Annotated in this window: 20 protein-coding genes; 14 read left to right on the top strand and 6 right to left on the bottom strand. The window is 74.7% G+C overall.

What is annotated here, in order from left to right:
* Positions 1-22 precede the first annotated feature (22 nt).
* Positions 23-334, top strand: a complete 312-nt coding sequence (locus B5P21_RS14095; protein ID WP_045526661.1) for a hypothetical protein — start codon at positions 23-25, stop codon at positions 332-334.
* Here the strand turns inward: B5P21_RS14095 and B5P21_RS14090 are convergent.
* The 4 genes from B5P21_RS14090 to B5P21_RS14075 are packed head-to-tail and all read right to left on the bottom strand — an operon-like array spanning position 324 to position 3,452.
* Positions 324-869, bottom strand: a complete 546-nt coding sequence (locus B5P21_RS14090) for an NUDIX hydrolase (protein WP_080939268.1) — start codon at positions 867-869, stop codon at positions 324-326. The genes B5P21_RS14095 and B5P21_RS14090 overlap by 11 nt on opposite strands.
* An 8-nt stretch (positions 870-877) precedes the next feature.
* Positions 878-1,483, bottom strand: coding sequence for a GNAT family N-acetyltransferase (locus tag B5P21_RS14085; RefSeq protein ID WP_045526663.1), 606 nt, complete (start codon positions 1,481-1,483; stop codon positions 878-880).
* Positions 1,484-1,497: 14 nt separating this feature from the next.
* Positions 1,498-2,136, bottom strand: a complete 639-nt coding sequence (locus tag B5P21_RS14080) for a GNAT family N-acetyltransferase (protein ID WP_236688779.1) — start codon at positions 2,134-2,136, stop codon at positions 1,498-1,500.
* Entirely contained in the window at positions 2,133-3,452 is a 1,320-nt protein-coding gene (locus tag B5P21_RS14075) for a glutamyl-tRNA reductase (RefSeq protein WP_094171304.1), read from the bottom strand. Before B5P21_RS14075 ends, B5P21_RS14080 begins: the two co-directional genes overlap by 4 nt.
* A 103-nt stretch (positions 3,453-3,555) precedes the next feature.
* Here B5P21_RS14075 and hemE point away from each other — a divergent pair, with 103 nt between their 5' ends.
* From hemE to hemL, 13 genes are all read left to right on the top strand, one after another.
* Positions 3,556-4,683, top strand: a complete 1,128-nt coding sequence (gene hemE, locus B5P21_RS14070; protein WP_045526667.1) for a uroporphyrinogen decarboxylase — start codon at positions 3,556-3,558, stop codon at positions 4,681-4,683.
* The gene (hemG, locus tag B5P21_RS14065) at positions 4,676-6,115 is read left to right on the top strand and encodes a protoporphyrinogen oxidase (protein ID WP_045526669.1); all 1,440 of its coding nucleotides are present in this window, start codon (positions 4,676-4,678) and stop codon (positions 6,113-6,115) included. Before hemE ends, hemG begins: the two co-directional genes overlap by 8 nt.
* A 127-nt stretch (positions 6,116-6,242) precedes the next feature.
* Positions 6,243-6,584, top strand: a complete 342-nt coding sequence (locus B5P21_RS14060; RefSeq protein WP_045526671.1) for a hypothetical protein — start codon at positions 6,243-6,245, stop codon at positions 6,582-6,584.
* A 32-nt stretch (positions 6,585-6,616) separates the two neighbouring features.
* On the top strand, positions 6,617-7,033 hold the full coding sequence (locus B5P21_RS14055; RefSeq protein ID WP_045526674.1) for a phage holin family protein: 417 nt from the start codon (positions 6,617-6,619) through the stop codon (positions 7,031-7,033).
* The gene (locus B5P21_RS14050) at positions 7,023-7,298 is read left to right on the top strand and encodes a DUF3618 domain-containing protein (protein WP_045526676.1); all 276 of its coding nucleotides are present in this window, start codon (positions 7,023-7,025) and stop codon (positions 7,296-7,298) included. The genes B5P21_RS14055 and B5P21_RS14050 overlap by 11 nt, the downstream gene beginning before the upstream one ends.
* Before the next feature lie 96 nt (positions 7,299-7,394).
* Positions 7,395-8,957 (top strand): polyprenol phosphomannose-dependent alpha 1,6 mannosyltransferase MptB, encoded by a 1,563-nt coding sequence (mptB, locus tag B5P21_RS14045; protein WP_246865303.1) that lies wholly within the window; start codon positions 7,395-7,397, stop codon positions 8,955-8,957.
* An 87-nt stretch (positions 8,958-9,044) separates the two neighbouring features.
* A complete protein-coding gene (locus tag B5P21_RS14040) occupies positions 9,045-9,608 on the top strand; it encodes a TIGR03086 family metal-binding protein (protein WP_045526680.1) in 564 nt (187 codons plus the stop codon).
* Positions 9,609-9,677: 69 nt separating this feature from the next.
* Positions 9,678-10,448: a hydrogen peroxide-dependent heme synthase gene (hemQ, locus tag B5P21_RS14035; RefSeq protein ID WP_080939362.1), complete on the top strand. Its 771-nt coding sequence runs from the start codon at positions 9,678-9,680 to the stop codon at positions 10,446-10,448.
* A complete protein-coding gene (locus B5P21_RS14030; protein WP_045526681.1) occupies positions 10,448-11,698 on the top strand; it encodes a ferrochelatase in 1,251 nt (416 codons plus the stop codon). Before hemQ ends, B5P21_RS14030 begins: the two co-directional genes overlap by 1 nt.
* On the top strand, positions 11,695-12,681 hold the full coding sequence (hemC, locus tag B5P21_RS14025) for a hydroxymethylbilane synthase (RefSeq protein WP_045526683.1): 987 nt from the start codon (positions 11,695-11,697) through the stop codon (positions 12,679-12,681). The genes B5P21_RS14030 and hemC overlap by 4 nt, the downstream gene beginning before the upstream one ends.
* Positions 12,678-13,517, top strand: coding sequence for a uroporphyrinogen-III synthase (locus tag B5P21_RS14020; RefSeq protein ID WP_045526685.1), 840 nt, complete (start codon positions 12,678-12,680; stop codon positions 13,515-13,517). The genes hemC and B5P21_RS14020 overlap by 4 nt, the downstream gene beginning before the upstream one ends.
* Positions 13,514-14,494, top strand: coding sequence for a porphobilinogen synthase (gene hemB / locus B5P21_RS14015; protein WP_045526687.1), 981 nt, complete (start codon positions 13,514-13,516; stop codon positions 14,492-14,494). Before B5P21_RS14020 ends, hemB begins: the two co-directional genes overlap by 4 nt.
* 75 nt (positions 14,495-14,569) lie before the next feature.
* Positions 14,570-15,937 (top strand): glutamate-1-semialdehyde 2,1-aminomutase, encoded by a 1,368-nt coding sequence (gene hemL / locus B5P21_RS14010; protein ID WP_094171302.1) that lies wholly within the window; start codon positions 14,570-14,572, stop codon positions 15,935-15,937.
* Between the two features lie 68 nt (positions 15,938-16,005).
* On the opposite strand, the gene B5P21_RS14005 is transcribed toward hemL, so the two are convergent.
* Positions 16,006-16,827 (bottom strand): DNA/RNA non-specific endonuclease, encoded by an 822-nt coding sequence (locus tag B5P21_RS14005; protein ID WP_094171301.1) that lies wholly within the window; start codon positions 16,825-16,827, stop codon positions 16,006-16,008.
* A gap of 85 nt (positions 16,828-16,912) precedes the next feature.
* Positions 16,913-17,572 (bottom strand): biliverdin-producing heme oxygenase, encoded by a 660-nt coding sequence (locus B5P21_RS14000; RefSeq protein ID WP_045526693.1) that lies wholly within the window; start codon positions 17,570-17,572, stop codon positions 16,913-16,915.
* Between the last annotated feature and the right edge of the window lie 42 nt (positions 17,573-17,614).

The raw sequence follows: 17,614 nt of genomic DNA, 5'->3' as shown, positions 1-17,614 counted from the left end.
CCGCCCGTGGGAGGATGGGCGCATGGCCACCCGCACCCCCGACGCCCGCGCGAAGGGGCTGCTCTCCTGGTTGATCCTGGCGGTCGCGGTCGTCATCGCCGCCTTCACGATCGCGATCCTCGTGGCCGCCGTGCAGGCGGACGGTGTGGGCGAGGTGACCGGCACGCTCGTCGCGGGCGGCATCGCGACCGTGGTGGCCGTGGTCGCGTTCGTCGACCAGCGCCGCAAGGTCGGCGCGACGCGGGCGGCCGAGCTGGCCGCCGCATCCCGCGCGCCCGGCGACGCCGATGCCGCGGCCGATCCCGCGCCCGGGGACGACGCCGTCAGTCGATGAGCCGGAGCGCCACGAGGCGCTCCAGCGCCGCCTGGCCGGCGGGCGGGCAGCGGTCGGCGTCCGCGGATCCCACGAGCTCGACCTCGGCGACCTCCCCCGACGGCACGGGCTCCTGCCGCGTGCCCTCCCGGGGCTCCGCGCGGTAGACGGTCATGCTCACGAGGCGCCCCACGTGCACGCCGTGCGCGTCGGCCAGGACCGTGAAGAGGTCCTCGATCGTGGCGGGGTCGATGTCGAGCCCCACCTCCTCGGCGGCCTCGCGCACGAGAGCCTGCCGCGCGCCCTCGCCGGGCTCGATCTTGCCGCCCGGCAGGTAGAGCACGTCCTGCCCCTCGACGCGCACCATCAGCACGCGGCGGTCGCGGACGAGGGCGAGCGCGGCGACGCGGAGCGGGCGCTCGTCGGGGCCGCGGCGTCGGGTGGCGTCCCCGGGGCCGTCGGCGTCGAGCCCGTCGAGCTCGTCGAAGTCGTCATCGTCGTCGTCGTCGAGGACGGGGACGACCGGTCGTCCGGCGGGGTCGGGGGTCGATGTCACGGGTCCTCCTACAGTCCGTCGAGGCTCTTGCGAGCCGCCCACTCCACGTCGAGCAGGGCGACGACCACGGTATCGGCCCAGGCTCCACCGGCCCATCGGTCGTGCACGAGGAGCGCCTCGCGTCGCATGCCGAGGCGCTCGGCCAGCCCGAGCGCGGTCGCGTCCGCCGCGTCGACCCGGCACGCGACGCGGTGCACGCCCGCCTCGGCGAACGCGAGCTCGAGGATCCGGTCGGCCGCCTCCGCCGCCAGCCCCGCGCCCCGCACGTCCTCGTGCAGCACCACGCCGAGCTCGGCCTGCCGGGCACCCGGATCCCGCAGCAGCAGGTGCACCTCCCCGACCACCCGCGCCCACCGCTGGCCCTGGGCGGGCAGCTCGATCGCGAGGGCGAGCCGGTCGCCGACGTCCGCCAGGCGCGTCCAGCCCAGGCGGTCGGCGAGCATGCGCGCGGGATCGGACGCGGATCCGGCGAGGTGCGGCCGCGCGCCGGGGGACTCCGCGTACGCCTCGATCGCGACCACGTCGTCCGGCGTGAACGGCCGCAGCACGAGCCGGGCGGTGCGGACGGGACCGCGCACCTCGACCGGGTCGAGCGCGGGCAGGTCGCCGTCCATCGGGATCCTCCGGGTCAGGTGGCGGTGGGCGGCATCGCCGCCCACTCGTCGGCGAGCACGGCGTAGTAGAGGCTGTCGACCCACTCGCCCTTCACGAGGTGCTCCTCGCGGAAGAGCCCCTCGCGGCGCATGCCGAGGCGCTCGGCCATGCGCGCGGACGAGGCGTTGCGGGCGTCGAGCTGCGCGAGGACGCGGTGGGCGCCCGCGCGCTGGAAGGCGATGTCGAGCATCGCGCGGCTGGCCTCGGTGGCGTACCCGCGACCGGCGAAGTCCGGGTTCATGACCCAGCCGATCTCCAGCTGGCGCGAGGCCGCGTTGCGGAGGAGGAGGGACACGTCGCCGACGACGCGGCCGGATCCCGCGCGCGGGTTCAGGCTCGGCTCGTCGGGCAGCTCCACGGCGAGGCCGAGGAAGTCGTGCGACTGCTCGAGCCGCGTCTGTCGGCGGCGGCCGGCGAGGTGCCGCTTCGAGGCCTCCCGGTCGCGGAGCGGCCAGAACATGTACTCGACCACGTCGGGGCGGCGCTGGATGTCGGCGTAGTCGTCGAGGTCGTCGGCCGTGTACGGCCGGATCACCAGGCGCTCGGTGCGCACGGGCTCCGTCATCCTGAGCGGCGCGTCGAGGCGCGGGCCGCGGAGGATGCGGGGCCTCACGACGCCTGGCCCGCCTCGGCCGTGCGCGGCAGCGCGACGGCGACGGGGGAGGACACCGCGGCGGGCATCTCCACGTCGAGGCCGAAGAGCGCCTGCACGGCGTCGACCACGCGGGCCCCCTCGCCCTGGCGCGCGAGCTCGCGCGCGCGGACGGAGGGCTGGTGCACGAGGACGCTGACGAGGTGCCGGAGCGCCTTCTCGGTGGCCTCGGAGGAGTCGCCGCGCTTGCGGACCCGCTCCAGCTCGCCCTCGAGGACGTCGAAGATGTGGGTGCGCAGGGCGACGACGGCGGGGGCCACCTCGTCCTCGGCGCTCGCGGCGCGGAACTCGGCGGCGGCGGTGCTGACGATCTCGCGCGCGTCGTCCGTGGCGGTCAGGTCGCGCAGGGGCGCGTGCAGGCTGATGGTCTCGAGGTCGAGCAGCTCGACGCCGTCGACCGTGACGACGTCCGGATCCACGTTGCGGGGGAGTCCCAGGTCGATGACGAGGCGACGGCGTCCGTCGCCCGACACCGCGGCGGCGCCCTGCATGTGGTGCGCGGCGAGCACGGCGGTGGGCGCGGTGCTGCAGGTGACGACCATGTCGGATGCGGAGAGCGCCTTCAGCAACTCGCGGCCCTCGACGGCGGGGATCCCGTGGGGGCCCGCGAACTTCTGCGCGCGACCCGAGGGGGAGTAGACGTGCACGTCGACGACGCCGCGGTCGCGGAGGGCGGCGAGGCTCGCACCGGCGTAGGCGCCCGTGCCGACGAGCAGGACCCGCGTGGCCGACCAGTCGGCGATGCGGCTCTCGGCGAGGTCGAGCGCGAGCCGCACCATGGAGCGGCCGGCGCTCTGCAGGCCCGTGCGGGTCTTGACGCCGCGCGACGTGTTCGACGCGGTCTGGAAGAGGCGCTCGAGGCCGGTGCTCGTGGTGCCGCCCGTGCGCGCGCCCTCGAGCGCCCGGCGCACCTGGCCCGCGATCTCGCCCTCGCCGACGACGACCGACTCGAGGCCGGAGGAGACGGCGAACAGGTGCTCGGCGACCGCGTCGCCGCACTTCACGTCGACGCTGCCGCGGACGTCGTCACGGCCGATGCCGCTGGCGCCGCTGACCACGTCGACCGTGGCCTCGACGGCGAGGGCGCGGGCCGCCGTGAGGGGCTCCTCCACGTCGAGGTAGGCCTCGAAGCGGTTGCAGGTGGCGAGGACGACGGCCCCCGCGATGAAGTCGTTCTGCTCCATGAGCGTGCCGGCGACGGAGGGTGCGGCCACGGACAGCTTCTCGAGGACCTCGAAGCTGGCGTTGTGATGACTCGCCGTCAGACATATGAGCACGCTCCATGCTAAACCTCCCCGCCGTGTGCTCCGGGCCGGTGAGGGCACCCTGCCTACGCCCGACCGGCCTCCCGAGCCGAGCGGGCGCGCAGGCCGGGATGCGATGATCTCCTCCGTGATCACGCCCAGCTCCTCGCCGTCCTCCGTGCCCTCGTCCGCCGCCGTCCCGCTCCCCGCAGAGCACCCGCTCAACACGCGCACCGCGTCGTCGCTCCTCGTCGAGGCGTACCGCGGCCACCGCGGCGAGCGCGCGCCCGTGTGGTTCATGCGCCAGGCCGGCCGGTCGCTGCCCGAGTACCGCGAGCTCCGCGTGGGCACGCGCATGCTCGACGCGTGCCTCGACCCGGAGATGGCCAGCGAGATCACGCTGCAGCCGGTGCGCCGCCACCACGTCGACGCGGGCATCTTCTTCAGCGACATCGTCATCCCGCTGAAGCTCGCGGGCGTCGGCGTCGACATCGTCGCGGGCCGCGGCCCCGTGCTCGAGAAGCCCGTGCGCACCGCGGCCGACGTGGCCGCGCTGCCGTCGCTCGACCCGGCCGCGCTCGAGCCCATCCGCCAGGCGGTCGCGCGCACGGTCGCCGAGCTCGGCGACACCCCGCTCATCGGCTTCGCGGGCGCCCCCTTCACGCTCGCCGCGTACCTCGTCGAGGGCGGCCCGAGCAAGGACCACATCGCGGCCCGCGGCCTCATGCACGCGGATCCGGACGCCTGGGACGCGCTCATGCGCTGGTGCGCCGAGATCACGGGCGTCTTCCTGCACGCGCAGGTCATGGCGGGCGCCTCCGCCGCGCAGCTCTTCGACTCGTGGGCGGGCGGCCTGTCGCTCGCCGACTACACGCAGCGCGTCGCCCCGGCGTCCGCGCTCGCGCTCGACCACGTGCGCACGATCACCGCCGCGGACGGCCGCACGGTGCCGCTCGTCCACTTCGGCGTCGGCACGGGCGAGCTGCTCGGCGCGATGCACGACGTGGGCGTCGACGCGGTGGGCGTCGACTGGCGCATCCCGCTCGACGAGGCGTCGCGGCGGCTCGGTGGGTCCGTCCCCGTCCAGGGCAACGTCGACCCGGCGCTCCTCGCGGCCCCGTGGCCGATCCTCGAGGCCCACGTCCGCGACGTGCTGGAGCGCGGGAAGGCGGCGCCCGCCCACGTGCTCAACCTCGGCCACGGCGTGCCGCCCGAGACCGACCCGACCGTGCTCACCCGCATCGTGGAGCTCGTCCGTGAGTAGCGACCCGCGGCAGGCCGCCGGCGAGGTCGACCCCACCGACGTCGTCGTGATCGGCGGCGGTGTCGGCGGCCTCATCGCCGCCCGCGCGTGCGCCCTCGCCGGGAAGCGCGTGATCCTCGTGGAGGCGTCGCCCGCGCTCGGCGGCACCGTCGGATCCCACGTGGTCGACGGCCTCCGCCTCGACAGCGGCGCCGAGAGCTTCGCCACCCGCCGCGGCACGGTGGCCGCCTTCCTCGGGGAGCTCGGCCTCGCCGACCGGATCGTGCAGCCGAACCCGGACGGCGCATGGGTGCAGCTCGCCGAGCGCGCCATCCAGCTGCCGCGCACGGGCCTGCTCGGGATCCCCGCCCACCCGTTCGACGCCACCATCGCCACGGCCATCGGCCGCGCCGGCGTCGCCCGCGCCAAGGCCGACCTCCTCCTCCCCGCCTCCGTCGGCGCGAAGGAGCGCACGCTCGGCGGCCTCGTCCGCGCCCGCATGGGCGACCGCGTGGTCGACCGGCTGGTCGCCCCCATCGTCTCCGGCGTGCACAGCGCCCACCCCGACGAGGTCGACGCCGACTCCGTCGCGCCCGGCCTCCGCGCCGGCCTCGCCGAGCAGGGGTCGCTGGGGCGCGCGGTCGCGTCCATGCGCGCGGCGTCGCCCGCGGGATCCGCCGTCAGCGGCATCGTCGGTGGCGTGCACCTGCTGGTCGACGCGCTTGCCGCCGACCTCGCGCGCCTCGGCGTCGACGTCCGCACCTCGCTCGCCGTCGAGTCCGTGCACCGGCACCGCTCGCACGAGGGCGCGGCCGCGTACGACGACTGGCACGTCGAGCTCGCCGACGGCCGCGGCATCGACGCGGCGGGCGTGGTCCTCGCGATCCCCGCTGCCGGGCTCATCCGCCTCTTCTCCGGCCTCGCGCCCCGCGCCGTCACGGAGGGCTGGCCCGAGCCCTCCTCCGTCGAGCTGGTCACGCTCGTCGTGCGCGCGCCCGAGATCGACGCCGCACCCCGCGGAACAGGCGTGCTCGTCGCGGCCGACGCCCCGGGGATCCGCGCCAAGGCCCTCACGCACGCCACCGCCAAGTGGCCGTGGCTGAAGGAGCAGGCGGGCGACCGGCACGTGCTCCGCCTCTCCTACGGGCGCGCGGGCGGCGACGACGACACCGCAGGGCTCCCCGACGACGAGCTCACCGCGCTCGCGGTGCACGACGCGTCGGCGCTGCTCGGCGTCGACCTGGCCGGCCGCGTCACCGGATCCGCCCGCGTGCGCTGGACCAACGCCCTCCCGTTCGCCGCCTCCGGCCACCGCGAGCGCGTGCAGGCCGTGCGCGACGAGGCGGCCGAGCACCCGGGGCTCGAGATCACCGGGTCCGCCGTCGCGGGCACCGGGCTCGCCTCCGTGGTGGCCGACGCCCAGGCCGCTGCGGCACGCCTCCTGGCCCGCTGATGGGCGGTCGGGGACCGGCGTGGCCGGGCACCGTCGGCCCCGCCGCCCCCGACCACGCGGCCGCGCCGGAGGGATACGCTGGAGGGACGTGTGCTGCACGTGCCCCCTCAACGATCGGAGATCTCCCATGAAAGGCAAGCTTCTCTTCGTCGCCGGAGCTGGTGTCGGCTACGTCCTCGGCGCCCGCGCCGGACGCAAGCGCTACGAGCAGATCCGCACGAACGCCAAGAAGGTCTGGGACGACCCGAAGGTCCAGCGCCAGGTCGACAACGCGGCCGGCTTCGTGAAGGACCACACCCCCGACGTCGCGCACGCGGTCGTCGGCGGCGCCAAGAAGGTCGTCGGCACCGTCACCGGCGGCAAGAAGGACTCCTCGAGCGGCAGCGCCCCCTCGAGCGCGTCGACCTCCTCGTACCCGACCATGGACCCCGCCTCGCCCGAGCCGAACGGCTCCGGCACCTCCCGCTGACCCGCAAGCCCATCCCCAGGAGGGAACCCCGCATGACGGATCAGGATCTCAATCCGAAGAGCAAGCGCTCGCTCGTCCGGCTCGTCGCCGACCTGCCGACGCTCATCGTCCAGCTGATCAAGGACGAGATCGAGTCGTTCAAGAACGAGCTCGTCACCAAGCTCAAGCACGCGGGGATCGGTGCCGGCTTCCTCGTCGTGGCGCTGTTCTTCGCGTTCATCGCGTTCCTGGTGCTCGTCGCCGCCGCGATCCTCGGCCTGTCCGAGGCGTTCTCGCCGTGGCTGTCCGCGCTCATCGTCGCGGGCGTCTTCCTCCTCATCACGGCGGTGTTGGCGCTGCTCGGCATCCGCTGGCTCAAGAAGGGCGTCCCGCCCACGCCCGAGGAGACGGTGGACAGCCTCAAGGAGGACGTCGACGCGGTGAAGGGGACCGGCAAGTATGACCACTGACGGCCCCCGCCCCACGGGACCCCGGTCCCGCACCGAGCTGAAGCTCGACATCCAGCACACGCGCGAGGAGATCTCCGCGACGCTCGACGCGCTCGAGGCCAAGCTGAACGTCCGTCGCCGGGCGCAAGACGGCGTCGCCGACCTGCGCCGCCGCATCCGCCGCACGGCCGACGAGGACCCGCTGCTGCTCGTGGCCGTCGGGGTGGGCGCGGTCGTGGTGGTCGGCGGCGTGGTCGGGGCCGTGGCCCGCGCCGCGCGTCGCTGACCCACCGGTCGAGCGTCCGTGATGGCCGAGGGGGGATCCGCGCGTCCGCGCCGCCGCGAGGCGCGTGAGCCGGGATCCCCGGGTGCGCATCCGCTGATGCTGCCGGGGCTCGTCGGGCTCGCCGGTGCGCTGCTCCTCCTCGTGGCCTCGTTCGTCGTCGGCCACGCGCCGGCCGAGTCGGAGCTCTCGCGGACGCCCGTGATCGGCGCGCTCCGCGTCTCGCCCGTCGCCACGAGCGTCGCGTCGCTCGGGGTGGTCGTGGGCGGCCTGATGCTCACCTCCGCGTGGCTCCTCCTCGGCGCGCTCCTCCCGCGGCTCGGCCCGGTGGGCCTCCCCGCCACGCTGCGGCTCGCGGTCGTCTGGACCGTCCCGCTCCTCTTCAGCGCGCCGCTGTTCAGCCGCGACATCTACTCGTACATCGCCCAGGGCCGCGTGCTCGGCGCCGGCCTCTCGCCGTACGAGCACGGGCCTGCCGTGCTGCCCGTCTGGCGGAGCACGGGCGTCGACCCGCTGTGGGCGCACACCCCCGCGCCCTACGGCCCGCTGTTCCTCGCGATCGAGCGCGTCATCGGCGCGATCTCCGACGCGGTCGGGGTCGAGGTCGCGGTCCTCGCCGCACGCGGCGTGGCCGTCGTCGGCGTCGTCCTCATGGTCGCGTGCGGCCTCCGCATCGCGCGCCGCCGCCGCATCGACCCCGTGCGGACGGCGTGGTTCCTCGCCGCGAGCCCGCTCGTCGTCTTCAACTTCGTGGTGGCCGCGCACAACGACGCGCTGATGATGGGCCTGCTGGTCGCCGGCCTCCTCGCCGCCATCGACTCGCGGCCCGTTCTCGGCGTGCTGCTCGTGACGTGCGCGGTGGCGGTCAAGCCCATCGCGCTGCTGGCCCTGCCCATCGTCGCGATCGTGCACGCGGAGATGCGCGCCCGTCGCGTCGACGACCGGGCGCCGGAGGGCGTGGCCGTCGACGGATCCGCGGGCGGCGTCGCCGGCCTCGGCCCGCCCACCCGCGACCCGCGGGTCTGGGCCGCGTGGACCGCGTCCGGCATCGCCGCCATGGCCCTCCTGGCGCTCGGCGGCGAGCTGCTCGGCGTCGGCCTCGGCTGGATCTCCGCCCTCTCGAGCCCGGTCTCCGTCGTCTCGTGGTTCATGCCGTTCGGCGTGGCCGCGGGCGCGTTCGGCCCGCTGGTCGAGGCGCTCGGCGGGCCGGGCGGAGCGGTCGAGGGCGGGATCAAGACCGCCGGCATCCTGCTCGGTTTCGCGGGCGCCGCGTGGTGCATCCTCACGACGCGCACGCTCTCGGGCGAGGCGCGCCTGGCCCTCGCGTTCGTGTGCGTCGTCGCGATGTCGCCCGTCGTGTACCCCTGGTACGGCCTGTGGGTGCTCGTGATCCTCGCCGTCGTCGGCATCGCGGACGGCGCGGCCATGTCGCTCGCGGTCTCGGCGACCGTGTTCCTCGTCGGCGTCAACCTGCTGGAGCCCATGGCCGTCGTGCACTCCGTCGCGTCCGGTTTGCCGCGCCTGCTGGTCGTCGTCGTGGCGGTCGTGGGGATCCTCGGGGTGCTCGCGCCGGGGCTGCAGGGCCTCGCGGGCACGGATCCGTTCCGCGCGCTCCGGGCTCCCCGCCACCAGTTCTCCGCCGCGCGGCAGCCCCCGGCCTGACGCCCGTCGCGCCACCCGGATCCGGAGCGGGAATGCGCGGGCCCGCCGCGGACGTTCCCCGGTGACACCACCGACGGGAGCGCGACCATGGACACGGACCTCGACTGGCACGACCTGATCCGCCGGGCGCACACCGGATTCGCCGACCGACTCGGCGCGGTCACCGACTGGACGGCGCCCACGCCCGACGTCGAGTGGGACGTCCGCGAGCTCGTGGCGCATGTCATCGAGGAGCAGCAGTGGGTGCCGCTCCTCCTCGCCGGCCACACCGTGCAGACCGGGCAGCCGCTCATCCGCGACCTCGACGACGACCTCGTGGCCGAGTGGGGCCGCTACTCCCGCGAGGCGCTCGCGGCGTGGGAGGGCGTGGAACCGGAGCGGCCCGTCCTCCTGTCGACCGATCGCGTGCCCGCCCGGGAGTACCTGCGCGAGCAGCTGTCCGACGTCGTGATCCACGGCTGGGACCTCGCGCGCGCGGTCGGCGCCGACGAGCGCATCGACGACGAGCTCGTGCGCGCCACGTGGACGGTCTTCGCCCCGCAGAAGGACACGCTCGAGGCCAGCGGCCTGTTCGCGTCGCCCGTGCCGGTCGCCGAGGACGCGCCCCTGCAGGTGCGGCTGCTCGCGCTCACGGGCCGCGACGCCCGGTAGCCCGCGAATGATCTGACGGCCGTCCGTCCGATGCGGGGCGGGGTCGCCGCGCGACGTACCATGGAGATCATGAGCATCCCGGCTGCCGAGTCGGCGGCATCTCAGGTCCCCCCGATCGAGTCCCCCGGAGAGGCCCGTCCTGACGACGGGTCGACCCCCGAGGCATCCCCCAGCGGCTACGCCCTCTGGGCCGTCTTCCGCCGCGATCCCGCCCGCCCCGACGACCTCGACGGTCGCGAGGTCCCCGGCGCGGTCGACGAGCTCGACGGCATCGTCCACATCGTCGAGGCCGAGGGCGTCACCGTCCGCGGCTTCTACGACGTCTCGGGCATGCGCGCCGACGCCGACCTCATGGTCTGGATCCACGGCCCCCAGATGGAGACCCTGCAGTGGGCCTTCCGCGAGATCCGCCGCGCGCGCCTCATCCGCGCGCTCATCCCGTCGTGGAGCGCCGCGGGCGTCCACCGCGACGCCGAGTTCAACCGCAGCCACGTGCCCGGCTTCCTCCGGGGCGAGGAGCCGCGCGACTGGCTCTGCGTCTACCCCTTCGTCCGCTCCTACGAGTGGTACCTGCTGCCGCCCGAGGAGCGCGGGCGCATGCTCGCCCAGCACGGCCGCCAGGGCGCGGCCTTCCGCAGCGTCATCGCCAACACGGTCTCGTCGTTCGGCCTCGGCGACTACGAGTGGATCCTCCCGCTCGAGTCGAACGAGCTCGTCGACCTGGTCGACATGATGCGCGACCTGCGCAACACGGACGCGCGCCGTCATGTGCGCGAGGAGGTCCCGTTCTACACGGGCCGCCGCATCACCACCGCCGAGCTCGTGGAGGTCCTCCAGTAATGGCCGCTGTCAACCTGGGTCGCAAGCCCGCCCCCGCCACCGACGCCCCTCGGGCGCCCGGCGCCCTCGTCTCCGCCGCGAGCGAGGCCGCGAAGATGGGCCCCGCGCACGTCGAGGAGCCCGTCGCCTACGACGCGATCCTGCTCGCCTCCTTCGGCGGACCCGAGGGCCAGGACGACGTCATCCCGTTCCTCCGCAACGTCACCTCGGGTCGCGGAATCCCGGAGGAGCGCCTCGAGGAGGTCGCCCACCACTACCGCGCGTTCGGCGGCATCAGTCCCATCAACGAGCAGAACCGCGAGCTGAAGGCCGCCCTCGAGGCGCGCCTCGCCGAGCGCGGCATCGACCTGCCCGTGCTGTGGGGCAACCGCAACTGGGGTCCGTACCTCAACGACGCGCTGCGCGAGGCCGAGGAGAAGGGCTACCGCCAGCTCATCGCCGTCGCCACGAGCGCCTACAGCTCGTACTCCTCGTGCCGCCAGTACCGCGAGGACTTCGCGGACGCGCTCGAGGACACGCAGCTGCAGGGCGTCATCCGCATCGACAAGGTGCGCCAGTTCTTCGACCACCCGGGCTTCGTCACGCCGTTCATCGAGGGCACGCGCGACGGGATCCGCGACGTGATCGCGCACTTCGAGGCGGAGGGGAAGCCCGTCGACCTCGCGACCGACGTCGAGATCCTGTTCTCCACGCACTCCATCCCGTCGTCGGACGCCGCCAAGTCCGGCCCCGCCGAGCGCGGCTTCGACGAGGACGGCGCCTACGCGGCGCAGCACCTCGCCGTCGCCGAGGTCGTCATGCACGAGGTGAAGAAGGAGCTCGGCATCGACCAGGACGTGCCGTGGCAGCTCGTCTACCAGTCGCGCTCCGGCCCACCCTCGATGCCGTGGCTCGAGCCGGACGTGAACGACGCCATCGGCGAGCTGCCCGCGCAGGGCCGCCGCGCCGTCGTGATCGTGCCCCTCGGCTTCGTGAGCGACCACATGGAGGTCAAGTGGGACCTCGACAACGAGGCCACCGAGTCCGCCGCCGAGAACGGCCTGTACTCGGTGCGCGTGCCCACGCCGGGCGTGCACGCCGCGTACGTCGACGGCCTCATCGACCTCGTGCTGGAGCGCCGCGACGGCGTGAAGGCCGCCGACCGTCCCCACATGACCGACCTCGGACCCTGGTACGACGTGTGCCGCACCGGCTGCTGCGAGAACGTGCGGCTGGGCTTCAAGCCCGCCGTCTCCGGGCTCGCACCGTGACGGACGGTCCCACGACGTCGGCTCCGACGACGACCCTCCGCATCGGGACCCGGGGGAGCGCGCTCGCCCTGGCCCAGACGCGGGCGATCGCCGCGGAGATCACCGACGCGTCGGGACTCGAGGTCGAGCTCGTGCCCGTGACCACGCACGGCGACACGTCGCGCGCGTCCCTGTCGAGCCTCGGCGGCACGGGGGTGTTCGCGAGCGCGCTCCGCGAGTCGCTCCTCCGCGGCGAGTGCGACCTCGTGGTCCACTCGCTCAAGGACCTGCCGACCGCGCCCTACGCGGGCCTCACGGTCGCGTCGGTGCCGGTGCGCGAGGACCCGCGCGACGTGCTCTGCGCGCGCGACGGCCTCACGATGGCGACCCTGCCGCGCGGCGCCCGCGTCGGCACCGGATCCCCGCGCCGCCGCGCGCAGATCCTCGCCGAGCGCCCGGACCTCGACGTGGTCGACATCCGCGGCAACATCGACACCCGCCTCTCCCGCGTCACCGCGGGCGACCTCGACGCCGTGGTGCTCGCCGCCGCCGGCCTCGAGCGCATCGACCGGATCTCCGCCGCCTCCGAGCACCTCGAGCTCGACCGCTGGCCCACCGCGCCCGGGCAGGGCGCGCTCGCGCTCGAGATCCGCACGGAGGACGCCGAGACCCACTCGGTCGTCGGCCGCGCCGTCGAGGCCGTCGACGACCCGTTCACGCACGCCGCCGTCCTCGCGGAGCGCGGCGTGCTCGCCGCCCTCGAGGCCGGCTGCGCGGCGCCCATCGGCGCGTGGGCCACCGTCACGAGCGCCCGCCTCGCCCTGAGCGCCGTGGTCTACCGGCCCGACGGCACGCAGCGCATGGCCGCGAGCCACGAGCTCGACACGGCGGGGCTCGACCTCGCGCAGCTGGGCGCTTCCGCCTCCGCGCTCTCGGGGCCCGTGTCCCGCGAGCTCCTCGATGCCGGAGCGGCCGATCTCGCGCCGCTGGGAGGGACCCGATGACCTCGACAGACCAGAAGCCCCTGAAGGGCTGGCGCGTCCTCGTGCCCCGCGGCGGACCGTGGGGCGACGGCGTCGCGTACGACCTCCGCGCGCAGGGCGCCACGCCCGTCGTCGCGCCGATGATCAACTTCGCCGCCACGCAGGACGCTCAGGCGCTCGAGTCGGCCCTCGCCGACCTCGCCGCGGGATCCTTCGACTGGCTCACCGTGACGAGCGCCACCACGGTCGACGTGCTGTCGTCGCACCGCGCCGTGGTGCCCGAGGGCACGCGCATCGCGGCCGTCGGCGAGACCACGGCCGCCGCGCTCGTCGCCGCGGGCTACACGGTCGACTTCGTGCCGTCCATCGACTCGTCCGCCATGGCGCTCCTCGAGGAGTGGACCGAGATGGCCGCCGGATCCCCGCGCCGCCGCGTGCTCACGCTCCGATCCGAGATTGCGAAGCCGACGCTCACCGACGGGCTCATCGCGCGCGGCCACGACGTCCGCTCGGTCGTCGCGTACCGCACGGTCGGCGTGCCCGTCAGCGACCGGATCCGCGAGGACGTCTCCTCCGGCCGCGTCCGCGCCATCCTCGTCACCTCGGGCAGCGTCGCGGAGCAGGTGCACGAGCAGCTGGGCGACGTGCCCGACGGCGTCCTCATCGCCTGCATCGGCCCGCGCACCGCGAAGGACGCGCGCCGCTCCGGCGTGCGCGTCGACGTGGTCGCCTCCGAGCGCTCGGCCGCGTCGCTCATCCAGTCGCTGGTGGAGATCGCCCGCCACGAGGAGCCGCGTGCCGACACGGCGGGGCTCACCGGCCTCGCCGACCTCCTCGATCGGAGCACCACCGAATGACCTCCCCCTACTACCGTCCGCGCCGCCTCCGCACCTCGCCGGCGATGCGACGGCTCACCGCCGAGACGCGCCTGCACGCGGCCGACCTGGTGCTGCCCATGTTCGTGCGGGAGGGCCTCCCGGAGGCCTCGCCCATCACGTCGATGCCCGGCGTCTCCCAGCACTCGCTCGACAGCCTGCGGCGCGCGCTCGTCGAGGCCGCCGAGGCGGGCATCGGCGGCGTGATGCTGTTCGGCATCCCCACGATGCGCGACGCGGTGGGGTCGGGCGCCAGCGACCCCGACGGCATCCTCAACGTCGCCACGCGCGTCGCGGTCGAGGAGGTCGGCGACGCGCTCGTCGTCCAGACCGACCTCTGCCTCGACGAGTTCACCGACCACGGCCACTGCGGCGTGCTCGACGAGCACGGCGTGGTCGACAACGACCGCTCCCTGGAGCGCTACCGCGCGATGGGCCTCGCCCAGGCGGAGGCGGGATCCCACCTGCTCGGCCTCAGCGGCATGATGGACGGCCAGGTCGGCGCCGTGCGCGAGGCCCTCGACGACGCCGGGCACCACGACGTCGCGATCCTCGCCTACGCCGCCAAGTACGCCAGCGCCTTCTACGGCCCGTTCCGCGAGGCCGTCGACTCGCAGCTCCAGGGCGACCGCCGCACGTACCAGATGGACAACGGCAACCGCCGCGAGGCCCTCCGCGAGGTGGAGCTCGACGTCGAGGAGGGCGCCGACGTCGTCATGGTGAAGCCCGCCATGAGCTACCTCGACATCCTCGCCGACGTCGCCGCGACCAGCAGCGTGCCCGTCTGGGCCTACCAGATCTCCGGCGAGTACGCGATGATCGAGGCCGCCGCGCAGAACGGCTGGATCGACCGCGAGCGCGCCATCGACGAGAGCGTCCTCGGCATCAAGCGGGCCGGCGCCGACGCGATCCTCACCTACTGGGCCGTCGAGCTCGCCGAGCGCCTCGCCCGGCGCTGAGCCGCCCACCTCCCCGCCGGACCGCGTCCGGCCCAGCCCCCGAGCGGATCCCCGCCCGGCACCGAAGGACTCACCGTGACCCACTCCCAGGACCTCTTCGACCGCGCCCGCGACGTCATCCCCGGGGGAGTGAACTCGCCCGTCCGCGCGTTCGGCTCCGTCGGCGGCACGCCGCGCATGATGGTGAAGGCGGCAGGCCCGTACGTGACCGACGCCGACGGCGTGGAGTACGTCGACCTCGTCAACTCCTGGGGCCCCGCGATCCTCGGCCACGCCCGCCCCGAGGTCGTGCGGGCCGTGCAGGACGCCGCCGCGCTCGGCCTCGGCTTCGGCGCGACGACGCCCGCGGAGACGGAGCTCGCCGAGCTCGTCACCGAGCGCGTGCGCGTCGCGGGCGTCGACGGATCCCCGGACCGCCGCCCGATCGAGAAGCTCCGCCTCGTGTCGACCGGCACCGAGGCCACCATGACCGCGATCCGCCTCGCCCGCGGGTTCACGGGCCGCGACCTCCTCGTGAAGTTCGCCGGCCACTACCACGGCCACTCCGACAGCCTCCTCGCCGAGGCCGGCTCCGGCGTCGCGACGCTGGCGCTGCCGGGCTCCGCGGGGATCCCCGCGGCCATCGCCGCGCAGACCATCGTGGTGCCCTACAACGACCTCGGCGCCGTCCGCGCCGTCATCGCCGAGCACGGGCCCCGCATCGCCGCCGTGATCACGGAGGCCGCCGCCGCGAACATGGGCGTCGTGCCGCCGCTGCCCGGCTTCACCGCCGAGCTCGCGCGCATCGCCCACGACAACGGATCCCTGCTCATCTCGGACGAGGTGCTCACGGGCTTCCGCGTGCACCCGGCCGGCTACTGGGGCCTCGACAACGCCGGCCTCGCGGCCGACCACCCCGACGCCTGGACGCCCGACCTCGTCACGTACGGCAAGGTCATCGGCGGCGGCCTCCCCGTCGCCGCGCTCGGCGGCCGGGCCGACGTGATGGACCACCTCGCGCCCCTCGGCCCCGTCTACCAGGCGGGCACGCTGTCCGGGAACCCGGTCGCGGTCGCCGCGGGCCTCACGACCCTCCGCCTCGCGGACGCCGACGTGTACCGCGCGCTCGACATCGCCGCGGACATCCTCATCTACGCGGTCGAGCTCGCCTTCGACCGCGCCGGCCTCGCCTACTCGGTGCAGCGCGCGGGCAGCCTCTTCAGCTTCACGTTCGGCACGCCGCCCGAGCACGGGATCACCGACTACGCCACGGTGCAGGCGCAGGAGACCTGGCGCTATCCGGCCTTCTTCCACTCCATGCTCGACCAGGGCGTCAGCCTGCCGCCCTCGGTGTTCGAGGCGTGGTTCGTGTCGGCCGCGATGGACGAGGCGTCGCTCGACCGCGTGATCCGCGCCCTCCCGGCCGCCGCCCGCGCGGCCGCTGCGGCGACCCCGCCCGCGTAGCCGCCGCAGCACGACGACGGGCCCGGCCGGATGGCCGGGCCCGTCGTCGTGCCGCGGGGTGCTGCACCTCAGAGCGTGATCGCCGCGAACCGCTCCAGCTCGACCCAGCCGTCGCGGCCGTCCGCGGGCGTGCCCGGGCGGGCCGTCGCGGGGACGCCGAGCCGGTCGGCCGCCGCGAGCTGCGCCACGTCGAAGCCCGTGAGCGCGCCGATCTCCGACACCGCCACCTGGTAGGTGCGGTACGGCCCGAGCTCCGGTGCGTCCGCGGTCGCCGACCGCCGGTCCAGGTCGCCGAGCTCCGGCGCCTGGTCGAGGAGGTACGCGGTGGCCGCGAGCCGCTCGCCCGCGACCCAGGCCGCGATCTTCCAGAACATGAGCGGGATCCGGACGCCGCGGTACACGGGGTCGTCGTCCGAGAACACGGGCCCGGTGAGGACGGTCATGCGCCGGTCGCCGAGGTCGGCGTTGTCGAGGACGTAGTCCTCGAGGCCGAGCCACAGCTCCTTGGACTGGTTGAACTCCGCGGCCTGCGGCGCGGCGTTCGTGTAGACGAAGGTGTCCGCGCTCGCGCGGGCGGCCTCCGCGATGTCGCCCCACACGGGATCTCGCCGCCGCACCAGGTGCCCGCGGTCGATGTCGTTGCGCGCGTACAGCTCGGGGCCGCACTGCTGGTCGGCCGGCAGGCGCGGATCCAGGTGCCAGTCGTCGGAGCGCTCCACGTCGACGAGCCGCGCGCCATCGATGTTCACGGCGGTCAGCGCGGCGAGGCGCCGGTCGGTGTCCATGAGCACCGTGAAGTGCAGGTAGTCGAGCCGCACGGGCTGCGCGTCGGCCGGGGCCTCCGGCAGCGGGAGGGCGATGGGCAGGAAGTCGAGGTCGTAGCCGTCCATGCCCGGAGCCTATGCCCGGCCTCGGACGCTCGACCGGCCGGCCGGGTGGACGCCCGGAGGCGGGCGGGCGGCGGGATCCCCCGGGTCAGGCCCGGCGGAGGGGAGCGGTGGCGCGACCGCGCGCGAGCTCCGCGAACACGTCCGTGGTGAGCCGGTACGCGTGCTCGACCTCGGCCACGACCCGGGCCCGCTCGTCGTCGTCCCACGGCGCCTGGTCGAGCGCCTCCCGGTAGGTGCTGCAGAAGCGCCGCGGCTCGGCGATCTCCGCGAAGAGGTAGAGGCCGACGCCGTTCGTGTCGAAGCCGAACTGGCGCTGCAGGAGCGAGCGGAGGAGCCGGCCGCCGGACAGGTCGCCGAGGTAGCGCGTGTAGTGGTGCGCGACGAAACCGCCCACCCAGACCGACGCGACCCGCTCGATCCGCTCGACGTACGCGGCCGTGCTCGCGAGCGGCTCGACGACCTCGCGCCAGTCGGGCCCCACGAGGAACTCGAGGTCGGCCTCGATGGCGGGGAGGCGCGTGAGGCGGGTGCTGATGAAGCGCGCGGCCACGGGATCGGCCGCCATGCGCTCGGTCGCCTGCTCGATGGCGCGGTAGATGAAGTAGTGCTGCGCGACGAGGGCCACGTAGTCGTCGCGGCAGCCGCGGCCGGTCACGAGCGCGGACATGAACTCGTCGGCGTCGTGCGCCTCGGCGCGCGGTCGTGTTCGATCGCGGAGGGCCTCGGTGAGGGGGACGACGGTCATGATGTAGGTGAGCCTAACCTCATCTGCCGGTCCCGCGGAAGA

The organism is Clavibacter michiganensis subsp. insidiosus, from assembly GCF_002240565.1.
GTDB classification, from domain to species: Bacteria; Actinomycetota; Actinomycetes; order Actinomycetales; family Microbacteriaceae; genus Clavibacter; species Clavibacter insidiosus.
The sequence above is the reverse complement of the archived record's forward strand: the minus strand, read 5'-3'. Positions and strand labels throughout refer to the sequence as shown.

Excerpts from the sequence above, each read along its gene's own strand:
- B5P21_RS14095 (WP_045526661.1), top strand. The coding sequence starts at position 23 with ATGGCCACCCGCACCCCCGACGCCCGCGCGAAGGGGCTGCTCTCCTGG.
- B5P21_RS14085 (WP_045526663.1), bottom strand. The coding sequence starts at position 1,483 with ATGGACGGCGACCTGCCCGCGCTCGACCCGGTCGAGGTGCGCGGTCCC.
- hemE (WP_045526667.1), top strand. The coding sequence starts at position 3,556 with ATGATCTCCTCCGTGATCACGCCCAGCTCCTCGCCGTCCTCCGTGCCC.
- B5P21_RS14060 (WP_045526671.1), top strand. The coding sequence starts at position 6,243 with ATGAAAGGCAAGCTTCTCTTCGTCGCCGGAGCTGGTGTCGGCTACGTC.
- B5P21_RS14055 (WP_045526674.1), top strand. The coding sequence starts at position 6,617 with ATGACGGATCAGGATCTCAATCCGAAGAGCAAGCGCTCGCTCGTCCGG.
- B5P21_RS14050 (WP_045526676.1), top strand. The coding sequence starts at position 7,023 with ATGACCACTGACGGCCCCCGCCCCACGGGACCCCGGTCCCGCACCGAG.
- mptB (WP_246865303.1), top strand. The coding sequence starts at position 7,395 with ATGCTGCCGGGGCTCGTCGGGCTCGCCGGTGCGCTGCTCCTCCTCGTG.
- B5P21_RS14040 (WP_045526680.1), top strand. The coding sequence starts at position 9,045 with ATGGACACGGACCTCGACTGGCACGACCTGATCCGCCGGGCGCACACC.
- hemQ (WP_080939362.1), top strand. The coding sequence starts at position 9,678 with ATGAGCATCCCGGCTGCCGAGTCGGCGGCATCTCAGGTCCCCCCGATC.
- B5P21_RS14030 (WP_045526681.1), top strand. The coding sequence starts at position 10,448 with ATGGCCGCTGTCAACCTGGGTCGCAAGCCCGCCCCCGCCACCGACGCC.
- B5P21_RS14020 (WP_045526685.1), top strand. The coding sequence starts at position 12,678 with ATGACCTCGACAGACCAGAAGCCCCTGAAGGGCTGGCGCGTCCTCGTG.
- hemB (WP_045526687.1), top strand. The coding sequence starts at position 13,514 with ATGACCTCCCCCTACTACCGTCCGCGCCGCCTCCGCACCTCGCCGGCG.
- B5P21_RS14005 (WP_094171301.1), bottom strand. The coding sequence starts at position 16,827 with ATGGACGGCTACGACCTCGACTTCCTGCCCATCGCCCTCCCGCTGCCG.
- B5P21_RS14000 (WP_045526693.1), bottom strand. The coding sequence starts at position 17,572 with ATGACCGTCGTCCCCCTCACCGAGGCCCTCCGCGATCGAACACGACCG.